General features: G+C 48.5%; 18 protein-coding genes. 12 read left to right on the top strand and 6 right to left on the bottom strand.

Annotated features, from left to right (window positions below):
• Positions 1–232: 232 nt before the first annotated feature.
• Together secDF and ACYVI9_RS08025 are read left to right on the top strand one after the other, a co-directional pair.
• On the top strand, positions 233–3,373 hold the full coding sequence (gene secDF / locus ACYVI9_RS08030) for a protein translocase subunit SecDF (RefSeq protein WP_460763083.1): 3,141 nt from the start codon (positions 233–235) through the stop codon (positions 3,371–3,373).
• A 128-nt stretch (positions 3,374–3,501) separates the two neighbouring features.
• Positions 3,502–4,533: a DUF6807 domain-containing protein gene (locus ACYVI9_RS08025; protein WP_460763081.1), complete on the top strand. Its 1,032-nt coding sequence runs from the start codon at positions 3,502–3,504 to the stop codon at positions 4,531–4,533.
• Between the two features lies 1 nt (position 4,534).
• Here the strand turns inward: ACYVI9_RS08025 and ACYVI9_RS08020 are convergent, their stop codons facing one another.
• Positions 4,535–5,401: a hypothetical protein gene (locus tag ACYVI9_RS08020; RefSeq protein ID WP_460763078.1), complete on the bottom strand. Its 867-nt coding sequence runs from the start codon at positions 5,399–5,401 to the stop codon at positions 4,535–4,537.
• Between the two features lie 338 nt (positions 5,402–5,739).
• On the opposite strand from ACYVI9_RS08020, the gene ACYVI9_RS08015 reads away from it, so the two are divergent.
• The gene (locus ACYVI9_RS08015; RefSeq protein ID WP_460763075.1) at positions 5,740–6,402 is read left to right on the top strand and encodes a metal-dependent transcriptional regulator; all 663 of its coding nucleotides are present in this window, start codon (positions 5,740–5,742) and stop codon (positions 6,400–6,402) included.
• On the top strand, positions 6,399–8,279 hold the full coding sequence (locus ACYVI9_RS08010; protein ID WP_460763073.1) for an Nramp family divalent metal transporter: 1,881 nt from the start codon (positions 6,399–6,401) through the stop codon (positions 8,277–8,279). Before ACYVI9_RS08015 ends, ACYVI9_RS08010 begins: the two co-directional genes overlap by 4 nt.
• Here the strand turns inward: ACYVI9_RS08010 and ACYVI9_RS08005 are convergent.
• Positions 8,276–8,899, bottom strand: coding sequence for a Crp/Fnr family transcriptional regulator (locus ACYVI9_RS08005; protein WP_460763070.1), 624 nt, complete (start codon positions 8,897–8,899; stop codon positions 8,276–8,278). The two genes, ACYVI9_RS08010 and ACYVI9_RS08005, sit on opposite strands and share 4 nt — an antisense overlap.
• Positions 8,900–9,152: 253 nt before the next feature.
• On the opposite strand from ACYVI9_RS08005, the gene ACYVI9_RS08000 reads away from it, so the two are divergent.
• The 8 genes from ACYVI9_RS08000 (at position 9,153) to ACYVI9_RS07965 (ending at position 17,973) form a co-directional block, all read left to right on the top strand.
• Positions 9,153–10,394 carry an isocitrate dehydrogenase (NADP(+)) gene (locus ACYVI9_RS08000; protein WP_460763067.1) on the top strand — a complete coding sequence of 414 codons (1,242 nt, stop codon included), beginning with the start codon at positions 9,153–9,155 and terminating at the stop codon, positions 10,392–10,394.
• Positions 10,395–10,531: 137 nt separating this feature from the next.
• A complete protein-coding gene (locus ACYVI9_RS07995; RefSeq protein WP_460763064.1) occupies positions 10,532–11,035 on the top strand; it encodes a GNAT family N-acetyltransferase in 504 nt (167 codons plus the stop codon).
• Positions 11,036–11,391: 356 nt separating this feature from the next.
• Positions 11,392–12,816 (top strand): 3-isopropylmalate dehydratase large subunit, encoded by a 1,425-nt coding sequence (leuC, locus tag ACYVI9_RS07990; RefSeq protein WP_460763061.1) that lies wholly within the window; start codon positions 11,392–11,394, stop codon positions 12,814–12,816.
• A gap of 47 nt (positions 12,817–12,863) precedes the next feature.
• Entirely contained in the window at positions 12,864–13,460 is a 597-nt protein-coding gene (leuD, locus tag ACYVI9_RS07985; protein WP_460763058.1) for a 3-isopropylmalate dehydratase small subunit, read from the top strand.
• A 51-nt stretch (positions 13,461–13,511) separates the two neighbouring features.
• Positions 13,512–15,077, top strand: a complete 1,566-nt coding sequence (locus tag ACYVI9_RS07980; protein WP_460763056.1) for an alpha-isopropylmalate synthase regulatory domain-containing protein — start codon at positions 13,512–13,514, stop codon at positions 15,075–15,077.
• Between the two features lie 112 nt (positions 15,078–15,189).
• The gene (locus tag ACYVI9_RS07975; protein ID WP_460763053.1) at positions 15,190–15,837 is read left to right on the top strand and encodes a hypothetical protein; all 648 of its coding nucleotides are present in this window, start codon (positions 15,190–15,192) and stop codon (positions 15,835–15,837) included.
• A gap of 177 nt (positions 15,838–16,014) precedes the next feature.
• Positions 16,015–17,085, top strand: coding sequence for a 3-isopropylmalate dehydrogenase (gene leuB, locus ACYVI9_RS07970; protein ID WP_460763050.1), 1,071 nt, complete (start codon positions 16,015–16,017; stop codon positions 17,083–17,085).
• A gap of 219 nt (positions 17,086–17,304) precedes the next feature.
• On the top strand, positions 17,305–17,973 hold the full coding sequence (locus ACYVI9_RS07965) for a hypothetical protein (protein ID WP_460763048.1): 669 nt from the start codon (positions 17,305–17,307) through the stop codon (positions 17,971–17,973).
• 49 nt (positions 17,974–18,022) lie between these two features.
• On the opposite strand, the gene ACYVI9_RS07960 is transcribed toward ACYVI9_RS07965, so the two are convergent.
• The 4 genes from ACYVI9_RS07960 to ACYVI9_RS07945 form a co-directional block, all read right to left on the bottom strand.
• Positions 18,023–19,696, bottom strand: a complete 1,674-nt coding sequence (locus tag ACYVI9_RS07960; RefSeq protein WP_460763045.1) for a metallopeptidase TldD-related protein — start codon at positions 19,694–19,696, stop codon at positions 18,023–18,025.
• A gap of 33 nt (positions 19,697–19,729) precedes the next feature.
• Complete coding sequence (locus ACYVI9_RS07955) at positions 19,730–20,893, bottom strand: metallopeptidase TldD-related protein (RefSeq protein ID WP_460763042.1); 1,164 nt, start codon at positions 20,891–20,893, stop codon at positions 19,730–19,732.
• Positions 20,890–21,279, bottom strand: a complete 390-nt coding sequence (locus ACYVI9_RS07950) for a hypothetical protein (RefSeq protein ID WP_460763040.1) — start codon at positions 21,277–21,279, stop codon at positions 20,890–20,892. Before ACYVI9_RS07950 ends, ACYVI9_RS07955 begins: the two co-directional genes overlap by 4 nt.
• Positions 21,258–21,727 (bottom strand): RNA-guided endonuclease TnpB family protein (locus tag ACYVI9_RS07945; RefSeq protein ID WP_460763037.1); only part of this gene is annotated, 470 nt, incomplete at its 5' end. The genes ACYVI9_RS07945 and ACYVI9_RS07950, both read right to left, overlap by 22 nt.

Raw genomic sequence — 21,727 nt, 5'->3', positions numbered from 1 at the left:
GCTTGACCGGATTAAAAGACCAAAACTTAAAGAGGTTTTTTTAAGCGCTCCGCCTTCCCATGCCCCGCCGGGCAACAAATCAGGGGGTAACAAAACTTTACCGAACCTGCCGACTTATGACTCTATCAGCTTATCTTTGCAGCCTTTAAAAAAAGCCTGGTCAGTTTTTTTGATGCCATATTGTGTCAAAACCTGTTACCTAACTCAGTGAATTTATAAATTTATAACTCGTATGCAACTCAAAGGTCTGGTTCGTTTTTTTACGATTTTGCTTATCATTTATTCGGTATACCAGCTATCATTCACCTGGTTTGTTCGCAACCACGAAAAGAAATTAGAAACGAAAGCCCAAAGCTATGTAGCTGCCAATTTTCCTACAGCTGCCGCCCAGTATCCCAACAACAAGGATTCTCAGGCCATTTATCAGGAGACCCTGGACAACGTTTATGAAGAGCGTCTTGCGCGGCTGAAGGACAGTACCAAGGATGAAACAATTTCTTATGGTATTACCGGTCCGATCAGCTACCAGAAAGCGAAAAATGAAGAGCTCAACCTGGGATTGGATCTTCAGGGTGGAATGAACGTCACCATGGAGGTGGAAATGAGCGGGGTTATTTCCACGCTGGCCAATAACAGCAAGGACCCTAATTTTTTAAAAGCACTCAATAATGCGAACCTGAGAAAGGGCAACAGCGATGCCAATTTCGTAACCCTGTTCGTAGAAGAATACAAAAAACTGGTACCAAACGGCAAACTCGCGACCTTATTTGCCAACGCCAATAATACCGATATCAAAGTAACAGACAATGACAGCAAGGTCATCAGTTTTCTGAATGCCCAGGCAAAAGCCGCCTTTGAGAACACGGCACGTCTGATCACTACCCGTATCGATAAATTCGGGGTCGCCCAGCCCAATATCAACCCCGATCCGGATAAACAGATTATCTCCGTAGAGTTACCGGGTGTACAGGATAAGGACCGGGTAAGAAAAAATTTACAGGCCAGTGCGAACCTGCAGTTCTGGGAAGTTTACAATATCAGTGAACTCTGGCCCAATATACAGCAGGCAGACAACCTGTTCAATAAACAACGCGGTGGAGACAATACCGCTGATACGGCGAAAGCCGCTGATTCTACAGCAACGGCGGGTACGGCAGCTTCTGTCGGTGACAGCCTGGCTACTGCTACTGCTAAAGCGGATACCTCCAGTCTGGAACAACAGCTGAAGCAACTGGCGACCAACGAAAAGCCGGCTGCGCAGGCCCAGGATGCCAATGCCCAGGAAGCCGAAGCTAAAAAACATCTGGGTGGCTGGATCGGATTTACCGCAGATCCCCAAACCGGCAGACTGGTAGACAACGGCATGATTGGTCATGTCATGTTGAAAGATACTGCCGAAGTCAGAGCGATCCTGGAAACCCCGGCTATTAAAAGCCAGTTTCCGGCCGATGTGGTCTGGATGTTTGGTATACCCGAGAAAAAATCCCCGATTGTTGCCCTCCACGCCATTAAAACTTATGGCCGGGAAGCCGCCAAACTGGGCGGTGAAATGGTGACCAATGCCGGTTATGATTTTGATCAGACAGGTAAAACTAATGTCACCCTGGAAATGAACAATGCGGGTGCTAAAATCTGGGCGGATCTGACCCGGGCCAATGTAGGTCGTTCCATTGCCATTGTAGTCGACGGAAATGTATATTCTGCGCCCAATGTTAATGAAGCCATTGAAGGCGGCCGTTCCAGCATCTCGGGCAATTTCACCCAGGAAGAAGCCAGTGATCTTTCTAATATCCTGAAAATTGGTAAACTGCCCGCACCTGCAAAAATTGTGAGTGACCAGACCGTAGGACCGACCCTGGGTGCTCAGGCAGTAAAAGGCGGGTTGATGTCATTTACCATCTCCTTTATTGTGATCTTCCTGCTGATGCTGATTTACTATAATACCGCAGGCTGGATCGCTAATATCGCCCTGATCCTGAACCTCCTGTTTACGGTAGGGGTACTGGCCGGTCTGGGTGCCACACTGACGGCGCCTGGTATTGCGGGTCTGGTACTGACGATTGGTATGGCCGTGGATACAAACGTAATTATTTATGAAAGGGTGAAGGAGGAACTTCGAAAAGGCAAGGGCTACCTGCCGGCCATCAATGACGGTTACAACCGCTCCCTGGCGCCTGTACTGGATGGTCACGTTACCACCCTGCTGACTGCCTTTATCCTCTACTATTTTGGTTTGGGTCCGGTGAAAGGTTTTGCCACTACCCAGATCCTGGGTCTGTTCCTGTCGTTGTTCTGTGGTATCCTGGTGAGCCGCTGGGTGACTGACTGGTTTACTGACAAGAAACACCACCTGAACTATTTCTCCAAAGTCAGCAATGCCATTGAGAAGAAATCCAAGTTTAAATTCATTGAGTTCCGTAAGAAAGCCTATGTCATTTCAGTTATCATTATCCTGCTGGGTATCGGAACCATATTCAACGGTTTCGATTACGGTGTGGAATTTGACGGAGGCCGCAGCTACACGATTAATTTCGCTAAGAACGTGGATGTAGAACAGGTCAGAAATGATCTACAGGAGACTTTTGAAGGTGAAAACCCCATCATCAAAACAGTCGGAGATGCTTCTACCCTGGATATTACCACCTCCTACGAAATCACGAATCCGAACACCATGCTGGCGGATTCACTGGTGATTCACAAACTGTATGGTGGATTAAAGAATTTCCTGCCAGCGAATACCAGCTTCCAGCAATTTGACAATGTTTACAAAACGGGATCGAAAAAAGTACTGCCGACCATTTCTGATGACCTGAAGAAAGGGGCCTTGAAAGCGACCATCTTTGCCATGATCGTGATCTTCCTGTACATTTTCCTGCGGTTCCGGAACTGGAGGTTCTCCCTGGGTACCATTTTCGCACTGATCCATGATACCCTTGTCATGTTAATCATCTTCTCTTTTGCCCGGAAATTTGTACCATTCCCGCTGGAAATCGACCAGCATTTTATTGCGGCGATTCTTACGGTGATCGGGTTCTCGATGAACGATACCGTCGTTATCTTTGACCGGATACGGGAAGATATGGGTCTGCATCCGCATATGGACCAGAAGACCCTGGTCAACAAAGCCATCAACGAGACACTGAGTCGCACGATCATGACCACATTGACCGTATTTTTAACCGTATTAATTCTGTTTATCTTTGGTGGTGAAGTAACCAGAGGGTTTGCCTTTGCCATGCTTATCGGGGTTATTACCGGTATTTATTCCACCGTCTGTGTGGCAGCGCCGGTCCTGGTTGACCTGAAAGGCGGCATCAGAAAAGATAAGAAAAGCAGTGCGGGATCCAAGACGGAAACAGCTGCTTCCTCTTAACGATCCGCTGCAAAATGCATATCGAAAACCGGTTCTTCCCAGAACCGGTTTTTTTTGGCAGAAAAACGCGCGGATTCTGTATCTTGAGCCGGATGAATGCTTACATTTTTGAAAATCTGAGAAAGTCTATGCAACAGAAAATCGCGCTGACCCTGCTGCTCCTATCGGCAGGCATGCTCCTGAACGCACAAACCGGTTTTACCGTCCTCGAAAAACCGGAACAAAAACAGGTCGACGTCCTGTATAACGGAAAATTACTTACCGCCTATTGCTATTACGATTCCATTTTCAAGCCCGTGTTGTTTCCTGTCAATACCCCCCAGGGGGTCACGGTCACCCGGGGCTACCCGGTTGCGCCCCGTCCGGGAGAACGCACGGACCACCCCCACCATATCGGTATCTGGATGAATTATGAATCGGTGAACGGCCTGGATTTCTGGAACAATTCCACGGCCATTCCGCAAGAGAAAAAGCCGCATTACGGCAGCATCCGGCAGGACGGGATCACCCGGGCGGAGGGAAACGCTGAGCAGGCCCGGATCTCGGCGACAGCCAGCTGGCTGCGGCCCGATGGGAAGGCCCTGTTACAGGAAAATTCGGATTATCATTTCAGCGTCCGTGACGGCCTGCTGTATATCGACCGGACTACAAAACTAACCGCCCTGAAAGACACGGTAGACTTTAAAGATGTGAAGGATGGTTTTTTTGCCATACGGGTCGCCCGGGAGCTGGAAATGCCTTCTACCGAGCCCGGCATTTTTCTGGATGCGCATGGCAATGCTACCAAAGTCGCACCTTCTGGTAAGAATGTGTCCGGCATGTACTACAATGCCGAGGGGCTGAAAGGTGATGATGTCTGGAGCAGTCAGTCCACCTGGGCCATGCTCAAGGGTAAAAAAGACGGCCAGGCGGTTACGATTGCGATATTTGATCACCCCTCCAATCCGGGCTTTCCGGCCTACTGGCATGCAAGGGGATATGGTCTTTTCGCAGTCAATCCGCTGGGTCGTTCGGTCTTCAGCAAGGGTAAGGACAGCCTGAATTACCGGTTACTGCCGGGGGCTTCCGTACAATTCCGCTATTTGCTGGTCACCGGTTCCAGGGACCTGGATGCCGCAACGGTAAATAGCATTGCGACCCGGTTTCAGCAGGACAAATAATTTAATCCAGGTCAGCTTTCTTTTTGGGATAGCGACCGTTAAATGTACAATCCAGGGCACCCATACGGGAGCCACAGCCTTCTATTTCGGTCAGTTGCACCCTGTTGTCGGAGAAAGTAAACCGCAGCATACAGGGATCTCCCGCACTGCGGTATTCAGCGGTATTGTCACCTGTAATGATGGCGTTGCCTTTGAGCTCGCCCTGACAGGGAGATCCCGCCTCTTCCAGATGGATATAAAACCGGATGCGCCCGGGACGGTTGTCATCCCTTATTGATATCAGATTGCGGGCACCTTTCCCGTAGTCGCCGGCATAGGACCATTCTGTGCCCAGTGTATCAATCGGGTTGATCAGCTCGTCGTCATTGCCGAGCGCATCTGTCATCACCAGCATGAACTTGCGGGCCGCACTATTTAGTACATATACATCTTCGCCACTGATTTCAATTTCATTGGGCAGGGTCTTGACCGTCCTGCGGGTAATATTAAACATTGTATTGATATGCAGGCTTACATGGCTGCCCTTTTTAGGACTGGTCATCGCAGCCAGATCCGTCAGAAACTGATGATCCTTATCGTAGGCGGTAAGCAGCAGTATCCGTTTGGCTTTTGTGACACCTTTTGACAGCAGGTAGATGGCGCCTGATTTGTCCGTGAATTTTCCAACTGCATAAAGGCTGGCTGTCTGTTCTCCAAAATGGTGCTTCAAAACGCTGTCAGGCGCAAATCCGTTGAAGATCTCAGGGCTGATTTTCAAACTATCCGCACTCCGGGCGGCCAGCGAGCTGTCTGCATAAGAAAATGGCAGTTGAATATCCGGAAAAAAGTCAATAAACTCCTGCAGGTTGACATCATCTGCGCCGGACATGGTTTTGCTTTTATTTTTACAGGCCGACATAAACAGCATCAGTAAGCAGAGTAAGCAAAGCTGGTATCGCATATAGAATAGATTAATATTAAGCACAAATAAACAATAGTTCGCTTACAATCCAATAGAATTTCCTGTAAAACAGGCCAGCTGATACCAGATTATCACCAATCTCCTCAGCAAAACATCCCCAAACATCCGCAGTAAATGCAGGCACCGGCCCTATGCGGAAACAAAGCTTTACCAGCGGGTCTATGAAAAAAGGCGCTGAATACCGACCCCTTCGAATTCTATTTGTAAAATATTTTATTTAGATTTGCCTAAATATTTAATTAGGTATGTCGCAATATACCGAAGCCGAAGAGAACTATATCAAACATATTTATCACCTGAGCAGCGATAGCGGCAGGGTCAGTACCAATGATCTGGCAGCCTCGCTGTCAATGGCACCGGCCTCCGTCACCGATATGCTAAAAAAACTGAAACGTAAAAAGCTGGTCAGTTATGAAGCTTATTATGGATGTGGGCTCTCTCCTGCCGGTCTCAGGGTCGCAATGGGCATTATTCGGAAACACCGGCTCTGGGAGTATTTTCTTTCCCAGATACTGGGTTTTGCCTGGAATGAAGTGCATGAAGTAGCCGAACAACTCGAGCATGTGAGCAGTCAGAAACTCATCGATAAACTGGATGAATTTCTGGGATTTCCACGTACCGACCCCCACGGTGACCCCATCCCCGACGCCAACGGAAAACTGTCCCAGCAGCAACTGATACCGCTCAGCGAGCTAAAAGAAAATCAAAAGGCTACGGTGATCCAGATCCGGAATCAGTCAGCGGAGCTGCTGCGTTTGCTTTCAGATAAAAAAATAGGAATCGGCACCCGGCTGGAACTGATTAAAAAATCATCTTTTGACGGCTCGCTGGAAATACGAACCGATAACCGGCACCGGCAGCATTTTTCCCGTGAACTGGCCGCCACCATATTATTAGCATCATCATGAATCGACATCATTCAGAAATTTCCTTAAGTGAAGTCCATCAAAGTGTAGACACCACCCGACCCGGCCGGTCCCGTATACGCCGGGTACTGGCTTTTTTTGGTCCTGCTTATCTGGTCAGCGTGGGTTATATGGATCCCGGGAACTGGGCTACGGATCTGGCCGGAGGCAGTCAGTTTGGGTACTCCCTGCTTTGGGTACTGTTGATGAGTAATATCATGGCGCTGTTGCTGCAAAGTTTATCGGCCAGGCTGGGAATTGTACGAAACCGTGATCTGGCACAGGCCAACCGGGAAACCTACCCCCGGAAAATAAACTTCATCCTTTATATTCTGGCAGAAGTGGCCATTGCCGCCACGGATCTGGCAGAGATCCTGGGGATGGCCATCGGGCTGCAGTTGCTGACCGGCATGCCACTGATCTGGGGCGTATTGATTACTTCCCTGGACACTTTCCTGCTCATGTTGCTGCAAAAACTGGGCATGCGTAAACTGGAAGCTTTTATTATCGGCCTTATTTTTATTATCGGCATGTCCTTTCTGGTCCAGATTATTGTTGCCCGACCCGATCCTGCCGAAGTCGTGACAGGGTTGGTGCCCCATCTTCAGAATGATACCGCGCTGTATATCGCCATCGGTATCATCGGCGCTACCGTAATGCCCCATAACCTCTACCTGCATTCGGCCCTGGTACAAACCCGCAAATTCAAAACGGATCCGGCAGGTATCAAAAAGGCACTGAAATTTAATTTTATTGACAGTGCGATTGCACTCAATATGGCATTTCTGGTTAACGCAGCGATCCTGATACTGGCAGCCACGGTTTTTTTCAAAACGGGTCGCTCAGATGTCGGTGAAATCAGACAGGCTTATGAATTATTGCCCCAGCATCTGGGTAGTGATATCGCCGCCAAGCTGTTTGCCGTTGCCCTGATCGCGGCGGGTCAAAGCAGCACGGTTACCGGTACCCTGGCGGGTCAGATCGTTATGGAAGGCTATCTGCGGCTGCGCATTAATCCGCTGGTCAGAAGAATGATTACCAGACTGATCGCCATCATACCTGCCGCATTGGTCATTCTGATCAATGGAGAAAACGATGTCGACAGTCTGCTGATCTTCAGCCAGGTGGTACTAAGCATGCAACTCGGATTTGCAGTCATCCCCCTGATTCATTTTGTCAGCGATAAGAAGACGATGGGTCAGTTCGCCATCAAGCCACTTACCAAAATCGCTGCCTGGGTAATTACGGTGGTTTTGGTCTATCTGAATGTACGGCTGATTTTCGAAGAAATTTCTGACTTTTTCAGCAGCCCGGATCATCTTTTCTGGAAAGTGGTTATTATAGTGGGAGCGGTAGGTTTTGTACTACTTTTCGGATATACAACCTGCTATCCCTTTTTCAAGAAGGAAGCCGGAAGTGCCGCCAATATCCACAATGAACCCCAGCCCCTCGAGATCGCTCCGCCCGGGCAGTTCCATAGAATCAGTATGGCGCTGGACTTCGGACCGCTGGATGCTAAAATCATCAATTTTGCCCTCGCTCAGGGAGCGCCGGGATGTGAATACCTACTGATCCATATTACGGAAAGTGTCGCGGCCAGTGCACTTATCAGCGAAAGCAGCGATAAAGAAACCCATACGGATGCGGCATTTTTGCACCGTTATGTGCAGGAGCTCCGGGCAGCGGGCTATAATGCAACCGCCAAGTTGGGATTTGGAAAACCTGCAGAAGGAATCGCCGCTATTATAAAGGAGGCAGAAATAGAACTGCTGGTCATCGGCGCCCATGGTCACCGGGGATTAAAGGACCTGCTCTACGGAACAACCATCAATGCGGTCCGGCACCAGATAAAAATCCCATTGCTGGTGGTGCAGGCTTAATCGGTAGCTGCTCCGGCATGACGGCCCCGGTCCCTGATCAGGTGTTTGAACCGGCTGAAGGTTTCGGGTTTGATATTCAGATAGGATGCAAGGTATTTTTGTTGCACCCTTTGGATGATTTCAGGGTAATTCTCTACAAAATTTACGAATCGCTCGCGGGGAGACTGCATGATCAGACTGATCTGCCACTTGTCTTTGAGTACCATAGTATGCATCGTAATCAACCGGCCCATCCGCTCAAAATTATGACTGGCCGTAAACAGGTTTTCCAGATCATCATGGGCAATAGAAAGAATGGTGCTGGGCTCAATCGTTTCCACGTAATACTCAGATGGTGTACGGGTGTAAAATGAGGCTTCGCTGGTGATCAGATGCCCTTCTCTCGCCAACTGGACGATATGCTCTTCACTGTCCTGTTTATAATACTTTCGGATCAGTCCGCTTTCGATAAAATTCATATACTGCTCGACCTCTCCTGCCTGGGTAATCAATTGCTTTTTGGCGAAGTTTCTTTCCTTCACCACAGGCAATAACAGCTTTTTTACTTCGAGGTCGGTAATGGGAACAAAATTTCGCAAAAACTGAACGAAATTGGTGATGTTATTTTCAGTTACAACCATAACCAAAGTTAACGGAAACAGTTGATTCAAATCAAATATTCGGGTCGATGATCTCAAAACTGTTGTTAAAACAATCTGGACGGAAAACTGCGCGAGGATGGATTTTTACGGAAGTCCTGTTTAGAAAATCGCGCTGCGAAGCCTGCCCTAATCCCCTACGTGGCAGTTCCCGGGCCATCCGCCCCGCCGGATTCGGAAAAATACTGCTAAATATGTAGATTTGCGCCAATCCTAAATTTTTAAATAGTAATATATGGCTGAAAAAATCAAAGTAGCTAATCCTGTAGTGGAGCTGGATGGTGATGAAATGACCCGCATTATCTGGAAATTTATCAAGGACAAATTAATTCTGCCCTACGTTGATGTGGATATTAAATATTTCGATCTGGGTATTGAGCACCGGGATGCTACTGATGATCAGGTGACCGTTGATGCCGCCAAAGCCATAAAAGAGCATGGTGTGGGAATAAAATGTGCCACCATCACCCCGGATGAAGCCCGGGTAACAGAATTCAACCTGAAGCAAATGTGGAAAAGCCCCAATGGCACGATTCGTAATATTCTGGATGGCACTGTTTTCCGGGAACCGATCGTTTGTAAAAATATACCCCGTTTGGTGCCCAACTGGACAGCGCCCATCTGTATCGGCCGCCACGCTTTCGGTGACCAGTACCGTGCCACAGACACGGTTATCAAGGGAAAGGGCACACTGACCATGACCTTCACACCTGACGCTGAGAGCGGCGGGGAGCCCCAGACTTTCGAGGTATATCGTTTCAATGGTGCGGGCGGTGTTGCCCTGAGCATGTACAATACCGACGAAAGCATCATCGGATTTGCCCGCAGCTGCTTTAATATGGCCCTGAGCAAAAAATGGCCTTTATACCTTTCTACCAAGAATACCATCCTGAAAAAATACGATGGCCGCTTCAAGGATCTTTTTCAGGAAATATATGAGCAGGAATTCAAGGCCCAATTCGAAGCCGCCGGAATCAGTTATGAACACCGCCTGATTGATGACATGGTCGCCAGTGCCCTGAAATGGAATGGTAATTTTGTCTGGGCCTGTAAAAACTACGATGGAGATGTGCAAAGTGATACGGTTGCCCAGGGCTTTGGTTCACTGGGTCTGATGACTTCTGTGCTGGTCACACCCGACGGGAAGACCATGGAAGCGGAGGCTGCTCACGGGACGGTAACACGTCACTACCGGGAACACCAGAAAGGCAATCCTACCAGTACCAATCCCATAGCGAGCATTTTTGCCTGGACCCGGGGACTGGCATTTCGCGGGAAGCTGGATGACAACCAGGCGCTGATCAATTTTGCCGATGCACTGGAAACCGTTTGTATTGAAACCGTAGAAGCCGGCCACATGACCAAGGACCTGGCTGTTTGTATCCATGGTAATAAGGTTGCCCATGGCAAGGACTATCTGAATACTGAGGAATTCCTGGAAATTCTCGACAAGAACCTGCAGGCGAAACTGGGTTAAACCCGTCGTCTGTACCAATCATAAAAGCATGCTGCATCAGATCAGCATGCTTTTTTTATTCGATTGAGGCGGCATTGGCCAGGGCTTCCGGCACTGCTGCTGGTCCGGATTTGCATTCCTGTTGTACATTCGCGTCCATGAAACCACAGCCCGAAACAATTATCAGAAAAATCACTGCTGCAGAAGTTCCGTTGATCCACGAACTGGCACTCAGGATCTGGCCTGATACCTATGCCAGCATCCTGTCACCGGAGCAGCTCGAATATATGCTGCAAATGATGTATGCCACGCCAGTGCTGGAACGGGAATACAGGCAGGGGGTAGAATTTTATATCTTATCCGTCGAAGGCCGCGATCAGGGTTATACCGCCATTGAAGATCAGAAAGACGGATCCTACAAACTGCATAAGATTTATCTCAGCCAGGAACTGCGGGGTCAGGGGCTGGGCAAATTACAACTCCGGACCATGGAAGATATTGTCCGAAAACGCGGCGCAAAATTCATGCTTTTGAATGTCAATCGTTTCAATACGGCCTTTGGCTTTTACCAGCGCCAGGGTTACGGGATTCTCCGTTCCGAAGATGTGGATATCGGTCAGGGTTACTTTATGAATGATTACCTGATGCAGAAATTCCTGTAAAAAGCGGACGCCCGGCTTACATTTTCGGTCCGACATTACGACGCCCAAAATCCGGCTCCAGCTACAAGCAGGTAGTTTTTTATATAAACCAACACTAAATATAAACAATATATTTTACTGATATTCAATGCATTATTATATTGATTGTATATCGGTTATTTCGCTACATATTCGTTTTTTTGTTGATCCTACATTTATTTTTTACAGCTTTCAACTTTCGGCGGCGCCGCCACAAAACCAACCCGCTTGCTTCGGCCGATCCTTAATTCTCAGTAACTTTACAGCGCTCGTTCGCCGATGCTGGCGGTGCGATTATTTTGATTCTTAAGGAACATTAAATATTAGAGATTATTATTATGAGCAAGGCTACTACCCTTTTTGACAAAGTCTGGGATGCCCATGTGGTGCGGCATATTTCTGATGGCCCGGACGTATTATTTATCGACCGGCACTTTATTCACGAAGTTACCAGTCCCGTCGCCTTCCTGGGATTGGAAAACAGAAATATTGGCGTGCTGTATCCACAACGCACTTTTGCCACGGCCGATCATAATACCCCGACCATTCACCAGGATCAGCCCGTGAAAGACCCACTTTCTGCCAAACAGCTGGCAGCGCTGTCCAGCAATGCGGAAAAATACGGCATCTCGATCTGGGCATTGGGCAGTCCCAAGAACGGTATTGTACATGTGGTAGGTCCCGAAAACGGCATTACCCAACCGGGTATGACCATTGTATGCGGCGATTCTCATACTTCGACCCATGGCGCTTTCGGCTGTATCGCCTTTGGGATTGGAACTTCCGAAGTGGAAATGGTACTTTCCTCTCAATGCATCATGCAACCCCAGCCCAAAAAGATGCGCATTACCATCAATGGCCGGCTGGGTAAAGGTGTTTTGCCCAAAGATGTAGCCCTGTATATTATTTCGCAGATCACTGCCAGCGGTGCTACCGGTTATTTCGTGGAATATGCCGGTGAGGTTTTTGAGAACATGAGTATGGAAGGCCGGATGACGGTTTGTAATATGAGCATTGAAATGGGTGCCCGCGGCGGTATGATTGCACCGGATGAAACTACTTTCGAATACGTAAAAGGCAGGGAAAAAGCACCCAAGGGAGCCGACTGGGATCAGGCACTCGCCTACTGGAAGACCCTGAAAACTGACGCCGGCGCCAGCTTCGACAGAGAACTGGTTTTTGAGGCCGCCGATATTGAACCCCAAATTACGTACGGTACCAATCCCGGACTGGGCACCGGTATCACCAACAGCATACCCCTGGCGACGGAAGTAAAAGACGGCGAAGCCTCTTACCGGAAATCACTGGCCTATATGGATTTTCAGGAAGGACAGCCCCTGTTGGGTAAAAAAATAGACTATGTATTCCTCGGCAGTTGTACCAATGGAAGGATCGAAGATTTCCGCGCTTTCGCCCAGGTGGTAAAAGGCCGTAAAAAAGCCGACAATATCACCGCCTGGCTGGTACCCGGTTCCCATATTGTAGAATCACAGATCCGGGAAGAAGGCATTCTGGACATTCTGAATGAAGCCGGCTTTGAATTGCGGCAGCCGGGCTGTTCAGCCTGTCTGGCGATGAACGACGATAAAATCCCGGCAGGTAAATATGCCGTGAGTACCAGCAACCGGAACTTCGAAGGCCGTCAGGGTCCCGGAGCCAGAACCCTGCTGGCCAGCCCCTATGTCGCAGCCGCTGTGGCGGTAACCGGTGTAGTGACTGATCCTCGGCAGCTGATGGAAACAACGGTTGCTGTAGAAGCTTGATTCCGAATCTGAAAAAAATTGCACTGAACGCTCAAAATATTAAATAGATGGCTTACGATAAATTTACTGTATTAACTTCCACGGCAGTTCCCCTGCCCATCGAAAATGTCGATACTGACCAGATCATCCCTGCCCGCTTCCTGAAAGCTACGGAACGCAAGGGTTTTGGCGATAACCTGTTTCGGGACTGGCGCTTTAACGCCGACAACAGCCCTAAGCAGGATTTTGTACTGAACAATCCCGTTTATTCCGGACAAATCCTGGTAGGCGGTAAAAACTTCGGCAGTGGCAGCAGCCGGGAACACGCCGCCTGGGCCATTTATGACTATGGATTCCGCTGTGTCATTTCCAGCTTTTTCGCTGATATCTTCAAAGGAAATTCACTGAACATTGGTATCCTGCCGGTAACGGTGTCGGAAGCTTTTCTGGATAAAATCTTCCGGGCAATCGAAGCCGATCCAAAGACCCAGATCGAAGTCAACCTCCCGGAACAAAAAGTGACCATTCTGGCTACCGGCGAATCGGAAAGCTTTGACATCAACAGTTACAAAAAACATAATATGATGAATGGATTTGACGATATCGATTATCTGCAATCCATGAAAGCCGAGATTGAACTACACGCGGAAAAAAGCCCTTATTAGCAGCTGTGCCCATCCGGCTTCCGGATCCATTTAAAAATCACTACTTCAACAATGACTGTAAAAAATAAGCGTGGCGCCCAGCCGCTGCCAACGGGTGAAAAGGCCGCGGGCTATATCGAGATCATGGATACCACGCTGCGCGATGGAGAACAAACCAGTGGCGTTTCTTTTTCCTCTTCGGAAAAGCTGACACTGGCGCAGTTACTTTTAACAGAAGTCAGGGTGGACCGGATAGAAATAGCTTCAGCCAGGGTTTCAGCCGGGGAATTTCAGGCGGTCAAAAGAATTACCGACTGGGCAATTCAGCAGAACCTGATCGACCGGATTGAAGTTCTTTGTTTCGTCGATGGTGATATTTCCATTAAGTGGATGCAACAGGCGGGTGCGCGGGTAATGAACCTGCTCACCAAAGGATCCCTGAACCATTTACAACATCAGTTGCGCAAGACACCGGAACAGCATTTTAAGGAAATCGCTGCCGTTGTCAAACAGGCGGGGAAAAAAGGTATCGCCTGTAATGTATACCTGGAGGACTGGAGCAATGGCATGCGACACTCCCGTGATTATGTTTACCAGTACCTGGATTTTATAAGTGGGCAACCTGTCAAAAGAGTGATGCTGCCGGATACCCTGGGGGTGCTCCTGCCAGACGAAGCCCGGTCCTATTTATCGGAAATTGTGGAACGTTATCCGGATCTGCATTTTGACTTTCATGGTCACAATGATTATGACCTAAGTGTGGCCAATGCCCTGGAAGCAGTGAGGGCGGGTGTACAGGGCCTGCATCTGACCATTAACGGGATGGGGGAAAGAGCGGGCAATACACCCCTGGAAAGCACGATTGCTGTGTTGAATGATTTTCAAAAGCAGGTGAAAACTTCCGTAAATGAAAAAGCCCTTTACAAGGTCAGCAAGCTGGTTGAATCTTTTTCGGGATTCCGGGTATCTGCCAATAAGCCCATCGTGGGCGAGAATGTTTTTACCCAGACCGCAGGTATTCATGCCGATGGTGACAAGAAGAAAAACCTGTATTACAATGACCTGATGCCGGAAAGGTTTGGTCGCCGGCGCAAATATGCACTGGGGAAGACTTCCGGTAAAGCCAATATTGAGAACAACCTGCAGCAGCTCGGCATACAGCTCAGCGACGAAGATCTTAAAAAAGTAACCCAGCGTATCATAGAACTGGGTGACCGTAAGGAAACCGTTACCCAGGATGACCTCCCCTATATTATTTCAGATATTCTCGACAGCGATGCGATCAGTGATAAAGTATTAGTGGAAAACTATGTCCTGACACATTCCAAGGACATGCGCCCCTCGGCGACTATTCGCATCAAATTTGAAGACGGAAGTTTTGAAGCCAACGCCCTGGGCGATGGTCAATATGACGCTTTCATGAATGCCCTCAAAAAGATTTATACCCAGAAAAAACTGGCCCTGCCCAAACTGACTGATTATATCGTGCGCATCCCGCCCGGGGGCAAGACCGATGCCTTATGCGAAACCATCATCAGCTGGGAGCACAACGGTCGGGAACTGAGAACGACGGGGCTGGACAGTGATCAGACGGTGGCGGCCATTAAAGCCACCCAGAAAATTCTGAACCTGATTTAATGCCCGGATCGCTTATCGGACTTCCCTGCTTAAAATACCGGGAATCCGGCCCTGAATTTGCCCGAAAAATAGGATCATTCCAATATCTTTGCGCCAGTCAAAAAAAACAGGTTTGCAACAATCCCGTAGTATAAAATATTATGTCCCCCTCATACTGCTCCTGATTGTGGACATCGTACTGATCGTGCTGAACGTTATCAATTTTTACCACCCGTTCCCCGATGTTGATTTATACAATATAGAAACCAATGACAGTTATGCAGAGGATTTTCAGAATTTCAAATGGATTCTGATGATTCTTGGCCTGTTAATGATCAGTATTTTTCGGAAGGAAAAGCGCTATCTGGCCTGGGTGCTGGTATTTTTCTTCCTGTTTCTGGAGGATGTTTTCAGAATCCATGGCGGCCTGGGCCATGTGTTTTATGATGTTTTCGGTATGACCAGCGGCCGACGCGGCGGAAAGATCATGGAGCTCTTTGCTGCTGTCTTTCTGGGTTTTCTGGTCCTGGCGCCGGCGGCACAGGCATATAAGACAGGAGATGCGTTGTTCCGAAAGCATTCCAAAGCCATGCTGGTACTCCTGCTTTTGTTTTTATTTTGTGCGATCGTTCTGGATCAGGTCCACCGCCTGGCCGTCGTAAGTTATCACTGGAAGTATAATATTGTACTGGGCATACTGGAAGACGGCGGTGAACTGATTACCGAAAGTCTGCTTACAGGATATCTTTTGTCCATCGCCTTAAAACAAAATGTCAGGTAACTGGAATAATTTTTTACAGGACAACCGGCCCCTGCGGCCTTCAGGTCATGGCAGGCTGGTTGACCGTCACGGGATATAACAATCTGAGATGAACTACGGACGATAAGATACTGCAGCGCAGTCATAATGATCAGAAGCTAGGTCATCTGGCCATTTTTTAAATTTAAAAAAATATAGATGAAAAAAAACATCTTAGTGGTGCCGGGAGATGGTATCGGACAAGAAGTAACTGAAGTAGGTAAAAAAGTGCTCGATAAAATTGCGGAAAAATTTTCCCATGAATTCAGTTATGATGAAGCGCTGATCGGCCACGTGGCGATTGAGGCGACCGGCGATCCGCTACCGGAAGCTACCCTTGAAAAAATGAAAATTGCCGACGCCGTGCTCTTCGGCGCGGTGGGGCATCCCAAATACGACAACGACCCTTCTGCCAAAGTTCGTCCCGAGCAGGGGCTGCTGAAAATGCGCAAAGAATTGGGCTTATATGCCAACCTGCGCCCCATCAAGCTTTTCGATGAACTTCTGGAAGCCTCCAGTATTAAACCTGAAATACTCAAAGGGGCAGATATCCTGTTTTTCCGCGAGTTGACAGGCGATATTTATTTTGGCGAAAAAGGCCGGAAAGAGGATGGCAATTATGCATATGACATCGCCGCCTATTCCCGATTTGAAGTAGAAAGGATTGCCCGGAAGGCTTTTGACGCCGCCCGGACACGCAGTAAAAAGCTTTGCTCGGTAGACAAGGCCAACGTTCTGGAAACAAGCCGTCTCTGGCGGGAAGTCGTACAACAGGTGGCAACCGAATACCCGGATGTGACAGTGGAATACCAGTTTGTAGATGCGCTGGCCATGTTGTTGATCAAAGATCCCAGACGTTTTGATGTGGTGGTTACTGCCAATCTGTTCGGAGATATCCTTACCGATGAAGCGTCGCAAATTGCCGGATCGATGGGTATGCTGGCTTCCGCCTCGATTGGCGACGGCACCGGTGTTTATGAACCGATCCATGGTTCTGCCCATGATATTACCGGTAAAGGCATTGCCAATCCGATGGCTTCGGTATTATCTGCGGCCCTGCTGCTGGATATTTCCTTTGGCCTGAAAGACGAAAGCCAGGCAGTAATTGATGCAGTGGATCAGGTACTGAAAGCCGGTTTCCGTACCGGAGATATTGCAGACAGCCGTACTCCGAAAGAAAAAATACTGGGGACCGAAGCTATTGGCAATGAGATCCTTTCCAGAATCTAACAGGCTATAACAGCACCGTTAAATTACAAAAGCAGGTTCATTTTCAAAGAGGAAGACGAACCTGCTTTTCTATGTTAATTCAAAAAAAACCGGTGATTGTGGGAAAAATGGAGTAAATTTATGGTAGAAAATAACAGTCGTTAGTTTTAGGACTGTTATGAGCGACACTGAGTTTGATAGATATGGAAGTTTATTGTTTCACAATTTAAACTTGTCACTATGAACCAGTTCAAAACCCCATCAACGCCCGATCCCACAAAACCGGGCCTCCCCGTAAAGGCGGAACAAGGATTTAAATTCCTGCCTTTTGGCGAGTGGCTTTACGTTGTATTACTTAGTCTGATACTGGCCTTTGTTGCTTCATGTTCAGCAAAGGGAAAGAACCGCTCCGAAAATGCGATACAGGCGGATAAGGATTCGATTATGTCCACCATCGAAAAAGAAACCCGCAGTTTCTTTGCCAGGGACTACGAGGGCTGGAAATCCACTTATGCGCAGACCGATTACGCCTTTCAGGCCTGGAGCAACCGTGACGGGACTTTTGACGCCAGTGTTGGCTGGAACGGCATTGACAATACCATTGGCAAGTACATTCACGACAATCCTGAACCACAATCCAGCAGCCATCCCATTGTAGAACGTAAGAATATCATGTTCAAGTTCTACGGTGACAATACCTGTTACCTGACCTGGGACCAGTTCAACAGCAACCGGGAGGGCGATAATTTTCTGCATAGCAAAGAAGTCCGGCTGATGGAAAAAATTAATGGAACCTGGAAAATCGTATGTGTTTCTGCTTTCTGGGATTATCTCCATCCGATTGATGCCAACAAGCTGAAAGATATCCAACGCATGGACAAGGAAAGCAGGGGTACGGACAAAATTTAAGGCAACAGCGGTTCAGGAATCTGTACCGGCTATGGCTTCTTGACTGGCGTTATCTGGATTTTTTCTTTTTCCCGGTCCCGGATGAGGACCGCTTCGGCGGGTCCAACAGCGGGTTGGAAACAATGATGGGGCGGGGTTTGGTCGTCTCGTGAAGTTTTTCAATTTCGACTTCGTTGACAATCATTGCCTGTGGGCTGATGACGCTGAAGTCGGGACCGTTGTGGAGTTGCATACTGTCAGCCGCTACCTGAAACCGTCTGAGTCCCCGCAGGGTCATGGGCCCCAGTTTGGCACCTGTAACTCGATATTCCTGACCTGTCAGCAGATCGACATGATATAATTCCGGTGCGCCCATCGGGCTGCCCCTGACGATATAGGCTTCTTTCAGTCCCTCTGCTGTCGCAGCTTTCAGCAACTGTCGTTTCATATCGGCAAGCAGGCTGGTTCTGGTGGCCTTGAGTACCAGTACGCCCGGCTGGGTCCCCTTCCCCATCGAACTTCTGGAAAATCCCAGGGAACGTGGGAATTTCCGGGTCGGCGTACGATCATTCAGCAATCCCTTAAGAATCCCCTGCCGGATCAATTCCAGTGTGTCCGGTGGTTGCACGCCTTCGTTATCAATCTCGAAAGCCCCGGTCGTGCGCCGTCCCTGAAAGGATTTCAGACCGGGGACCGCTAGTAAGTTCAGTTCGGCGGCCACCAGCTTCTGCCCCAGCTTCTCTTCGAAATCCGTACTATTATTTTCATATCCCAGGATATTTTTCCTGCGGGTCGACAAAGTTTCACCGAAAGCCTCATTGATCAGGTTAATCACGGCGCCGGACTCATAGAGTACCGGTCCCATATAGGCGCCCTCAAAACTTCGGTCCGCTGATCGGGATTGTAAATCCTTTATCATTTCCACTACCTGCTTTTTAAGTAGCTCCTGGGTCGGCAGTTCCGCTACAGAACTTGCGTAACAGACATAACTTTTACTGCGTGGACGCGCCTCACCTTCTTCACTGTATGCTGCGAAAATCCGGATTCCTGCATACCCGTCGGGCATCCGGATTCGGGTTCCTTCACTGCTCACCAGGTAATCCTCATACTCGGAAAGGGTCAGGCTGCACCCCGACTGGGTGATTCTCGGGTCCTTGTTAAAAAGAGAAGAAAGTGCACGCAAACGCTGCTCCCATTCACCGATATCCACAGCGATCTGTCTAACGGGGCCATAATCTTTTTGAACGGGCGCTATTTTGGAAAGATCATCGAGGGCCAGTTCTTCCTTATCTACTTCGAGTCTCTTGAGCGCAGCACTGAAGTTGCTGTACAATTGCGCATTATTCTTATAGGCTTTATCGGTCTCCAGCCAGAAAATTCTCCTGTACTCCATGTCATCCGGCTGCTGCGGGAGATTGAACCCGCCATTGCTTCGCAACATATAATCAAAATTGCGGTGGTAGTCTCCTACCAGCAACCGGATCGATCCGGTCTTCCTGTTGGCCGGCGTTCTTTCATAACTGAGCAGTTCGCCGCGTTCCGCACGCAGGTTCAGATAGTACTGGTTTCTCAGTTGATAGGAAATGAAAAAAGGTGCCCCCAGGTCCGGCAAACGCAGGCGTTGCATATTACGTTTCAGTTCCTGATCCATAAGCTGCACATACAGGTTATCTTTCAGAACCTGGGCGCCCAAAGGCCGACCTGTTGTGAACAGCACCGTCAGATATAAGAGAAATTTCTTCATTTTGATGTTTTCTGCAGTTGCATCCGGATCCGTTTATTGTGGCTCCAGATCCGGCCGGGGCAAAACGGGTCGGCGCTCACTGGATTTATTCTTTTTCTGGGTTTCCATTACATCCACAAAAATTGCCGGAGCGGAAGCGGAAACAGGCACCCAACCCGATCCTGATCCACACATACCGTTAAATGTTTCTGTCTGGTTGCTACAGGCCATGATGCGCATAAACATAGACAGTGGTGTTCCAATTAAATCCACTCCCCGCACCAACTGATCCGGACGGCCATCCGCATAGATTTTATAAACTTCGGTAGGAATAACATTAAAGGCATTGGGCGTCGTTCGGCCCACACTGGTAAAGCCGCCCTGAACATCCTGAAACAGATAGCCATAGGCCTTCCGCTGCTTTTTACAGGTTTCCCTTAACAACTGTCTCAGCTCCTCGAAGCTTTTATCCGAATCGCCGGTTACAATCAGATTGCTCTGTCTGCTTTCCGGTACACCTCCGGGTGCCGTACGCGCATGGCCATTAGAACCGCTCACACCATTAATCGGCGTGCGGGTCATCAGAAAGTTTTTTAAAACCCCGTTTTCCACCACATCCACCCGACGGGCACTTACGCCTTCATCGTCAAACTGATAAAATCCGTTCACCGTGGTACCAGCAACTTCCCGAACCGTGGGGTCCATAGAAATACTCAGAAATTCAGGGAGTACTTCCGTACCCAGCCGGGTTTTAAAGGTCTGGCCATCCTGTTCATTTTTCATTCTTTTGCCTTCCAGCCGGTGACCGAAAATCTCATGAAAAAAAAAGCCGGCCGCCCGCCCGGAAAGAATCGCCGGGCCTACAAACGGTTCAGCCAACGGCGCCTTGCGAAGGGCACTGAGTCCTGCACTCATCTCCCGGGCATCTTCGAGCAGACTGTTTGTGGAAGGCAGTCCTGCCGGCAGATAAGCAAAATAGGATCTATACAGGTGTAATTCCATACCGTCATCGGCTTTACTGCTTCCGTAGAGCATCTGCCAGGCACCCGTCCCGTTTTCAATAATTTGTGAGCCTTCTGTGTCCACAAAATATTTACGGGTCACTCGGAACTCAAAATACATGCCCGCATTCAGCAGATCCTGATTTTCCCCAATGCCGCGGTAACTTTTTCTAAACGGGTAGCAATGCCGGCCAGGTCCGGTCTTAGGGCTGATCAATCCACTGGGGGATCAAAATGTAATAGCGGATCCGCTGCGGAAAAATCAGCAGCCTTATCCTCCTCTGCTACCCGGACTTTCTGATTGGTCAAAATCATTTCATAGGTCTGGGCGGCATTTTTATAAGCCATATCGGTCGCCTTCCAGATGTCCAGACGCAGCAGGTCTTCATTGCCAGGAATGCTTAAACTGGTCGGCGGACTGCCAAAAGGTAAATTATGAGTATTGTCCAGCTGGTAGCTGCCGATCCGGATCGTCGGCGTAAAAATCCGGTTGCGGGAGCTGTCGATCTCATAGATGACGCCAAATCCAGCACGTATCCGATAAGTCGTAATATTATCGACCCGATAACTGATATAGTGAACTACCCATTGGCTAAAGACCAATGGGCTTCGGACTTCAACGCCCTGTGCTTCTTTTCAGAAGTCTTATTTAAGGCTCTGCCCGTGTAATCGGAGAGTTCCGCCCCGATGATTCTTATACCTTCTTCAAGGATATTTTTACTTGCATTGAAGTCCCTGTCCAAAATATGCCCATTTGGACAAGTCCACTGTCTTTCCGAAAGATGTAGGGTCTGATGGATATAGCCACATTCGTTACAGGTTTTTGAAGATGGATAGAAGCGGTTGATTTTGATTATTCGCTTATCATTCCAACTTGCTTTATATTCAAGTAACCTGACGAATGTTCCCCAACTTGCATCTGCTATATGCTTTGCAAGTTTATGATTTGCCATCATTCCTTTCACGTTCAAATCTTCCAGACATATGATATCGTACGCATTGATTATCTGTGTAGATACCTTATGTAACAGGTCAAGCCTGGTATTGGCAA

The organism is Niabella terrae (assembly GCF_054783135.1).
This window is presented reverse-complemented; position numbering and strand designations above follow the sequence as displayed.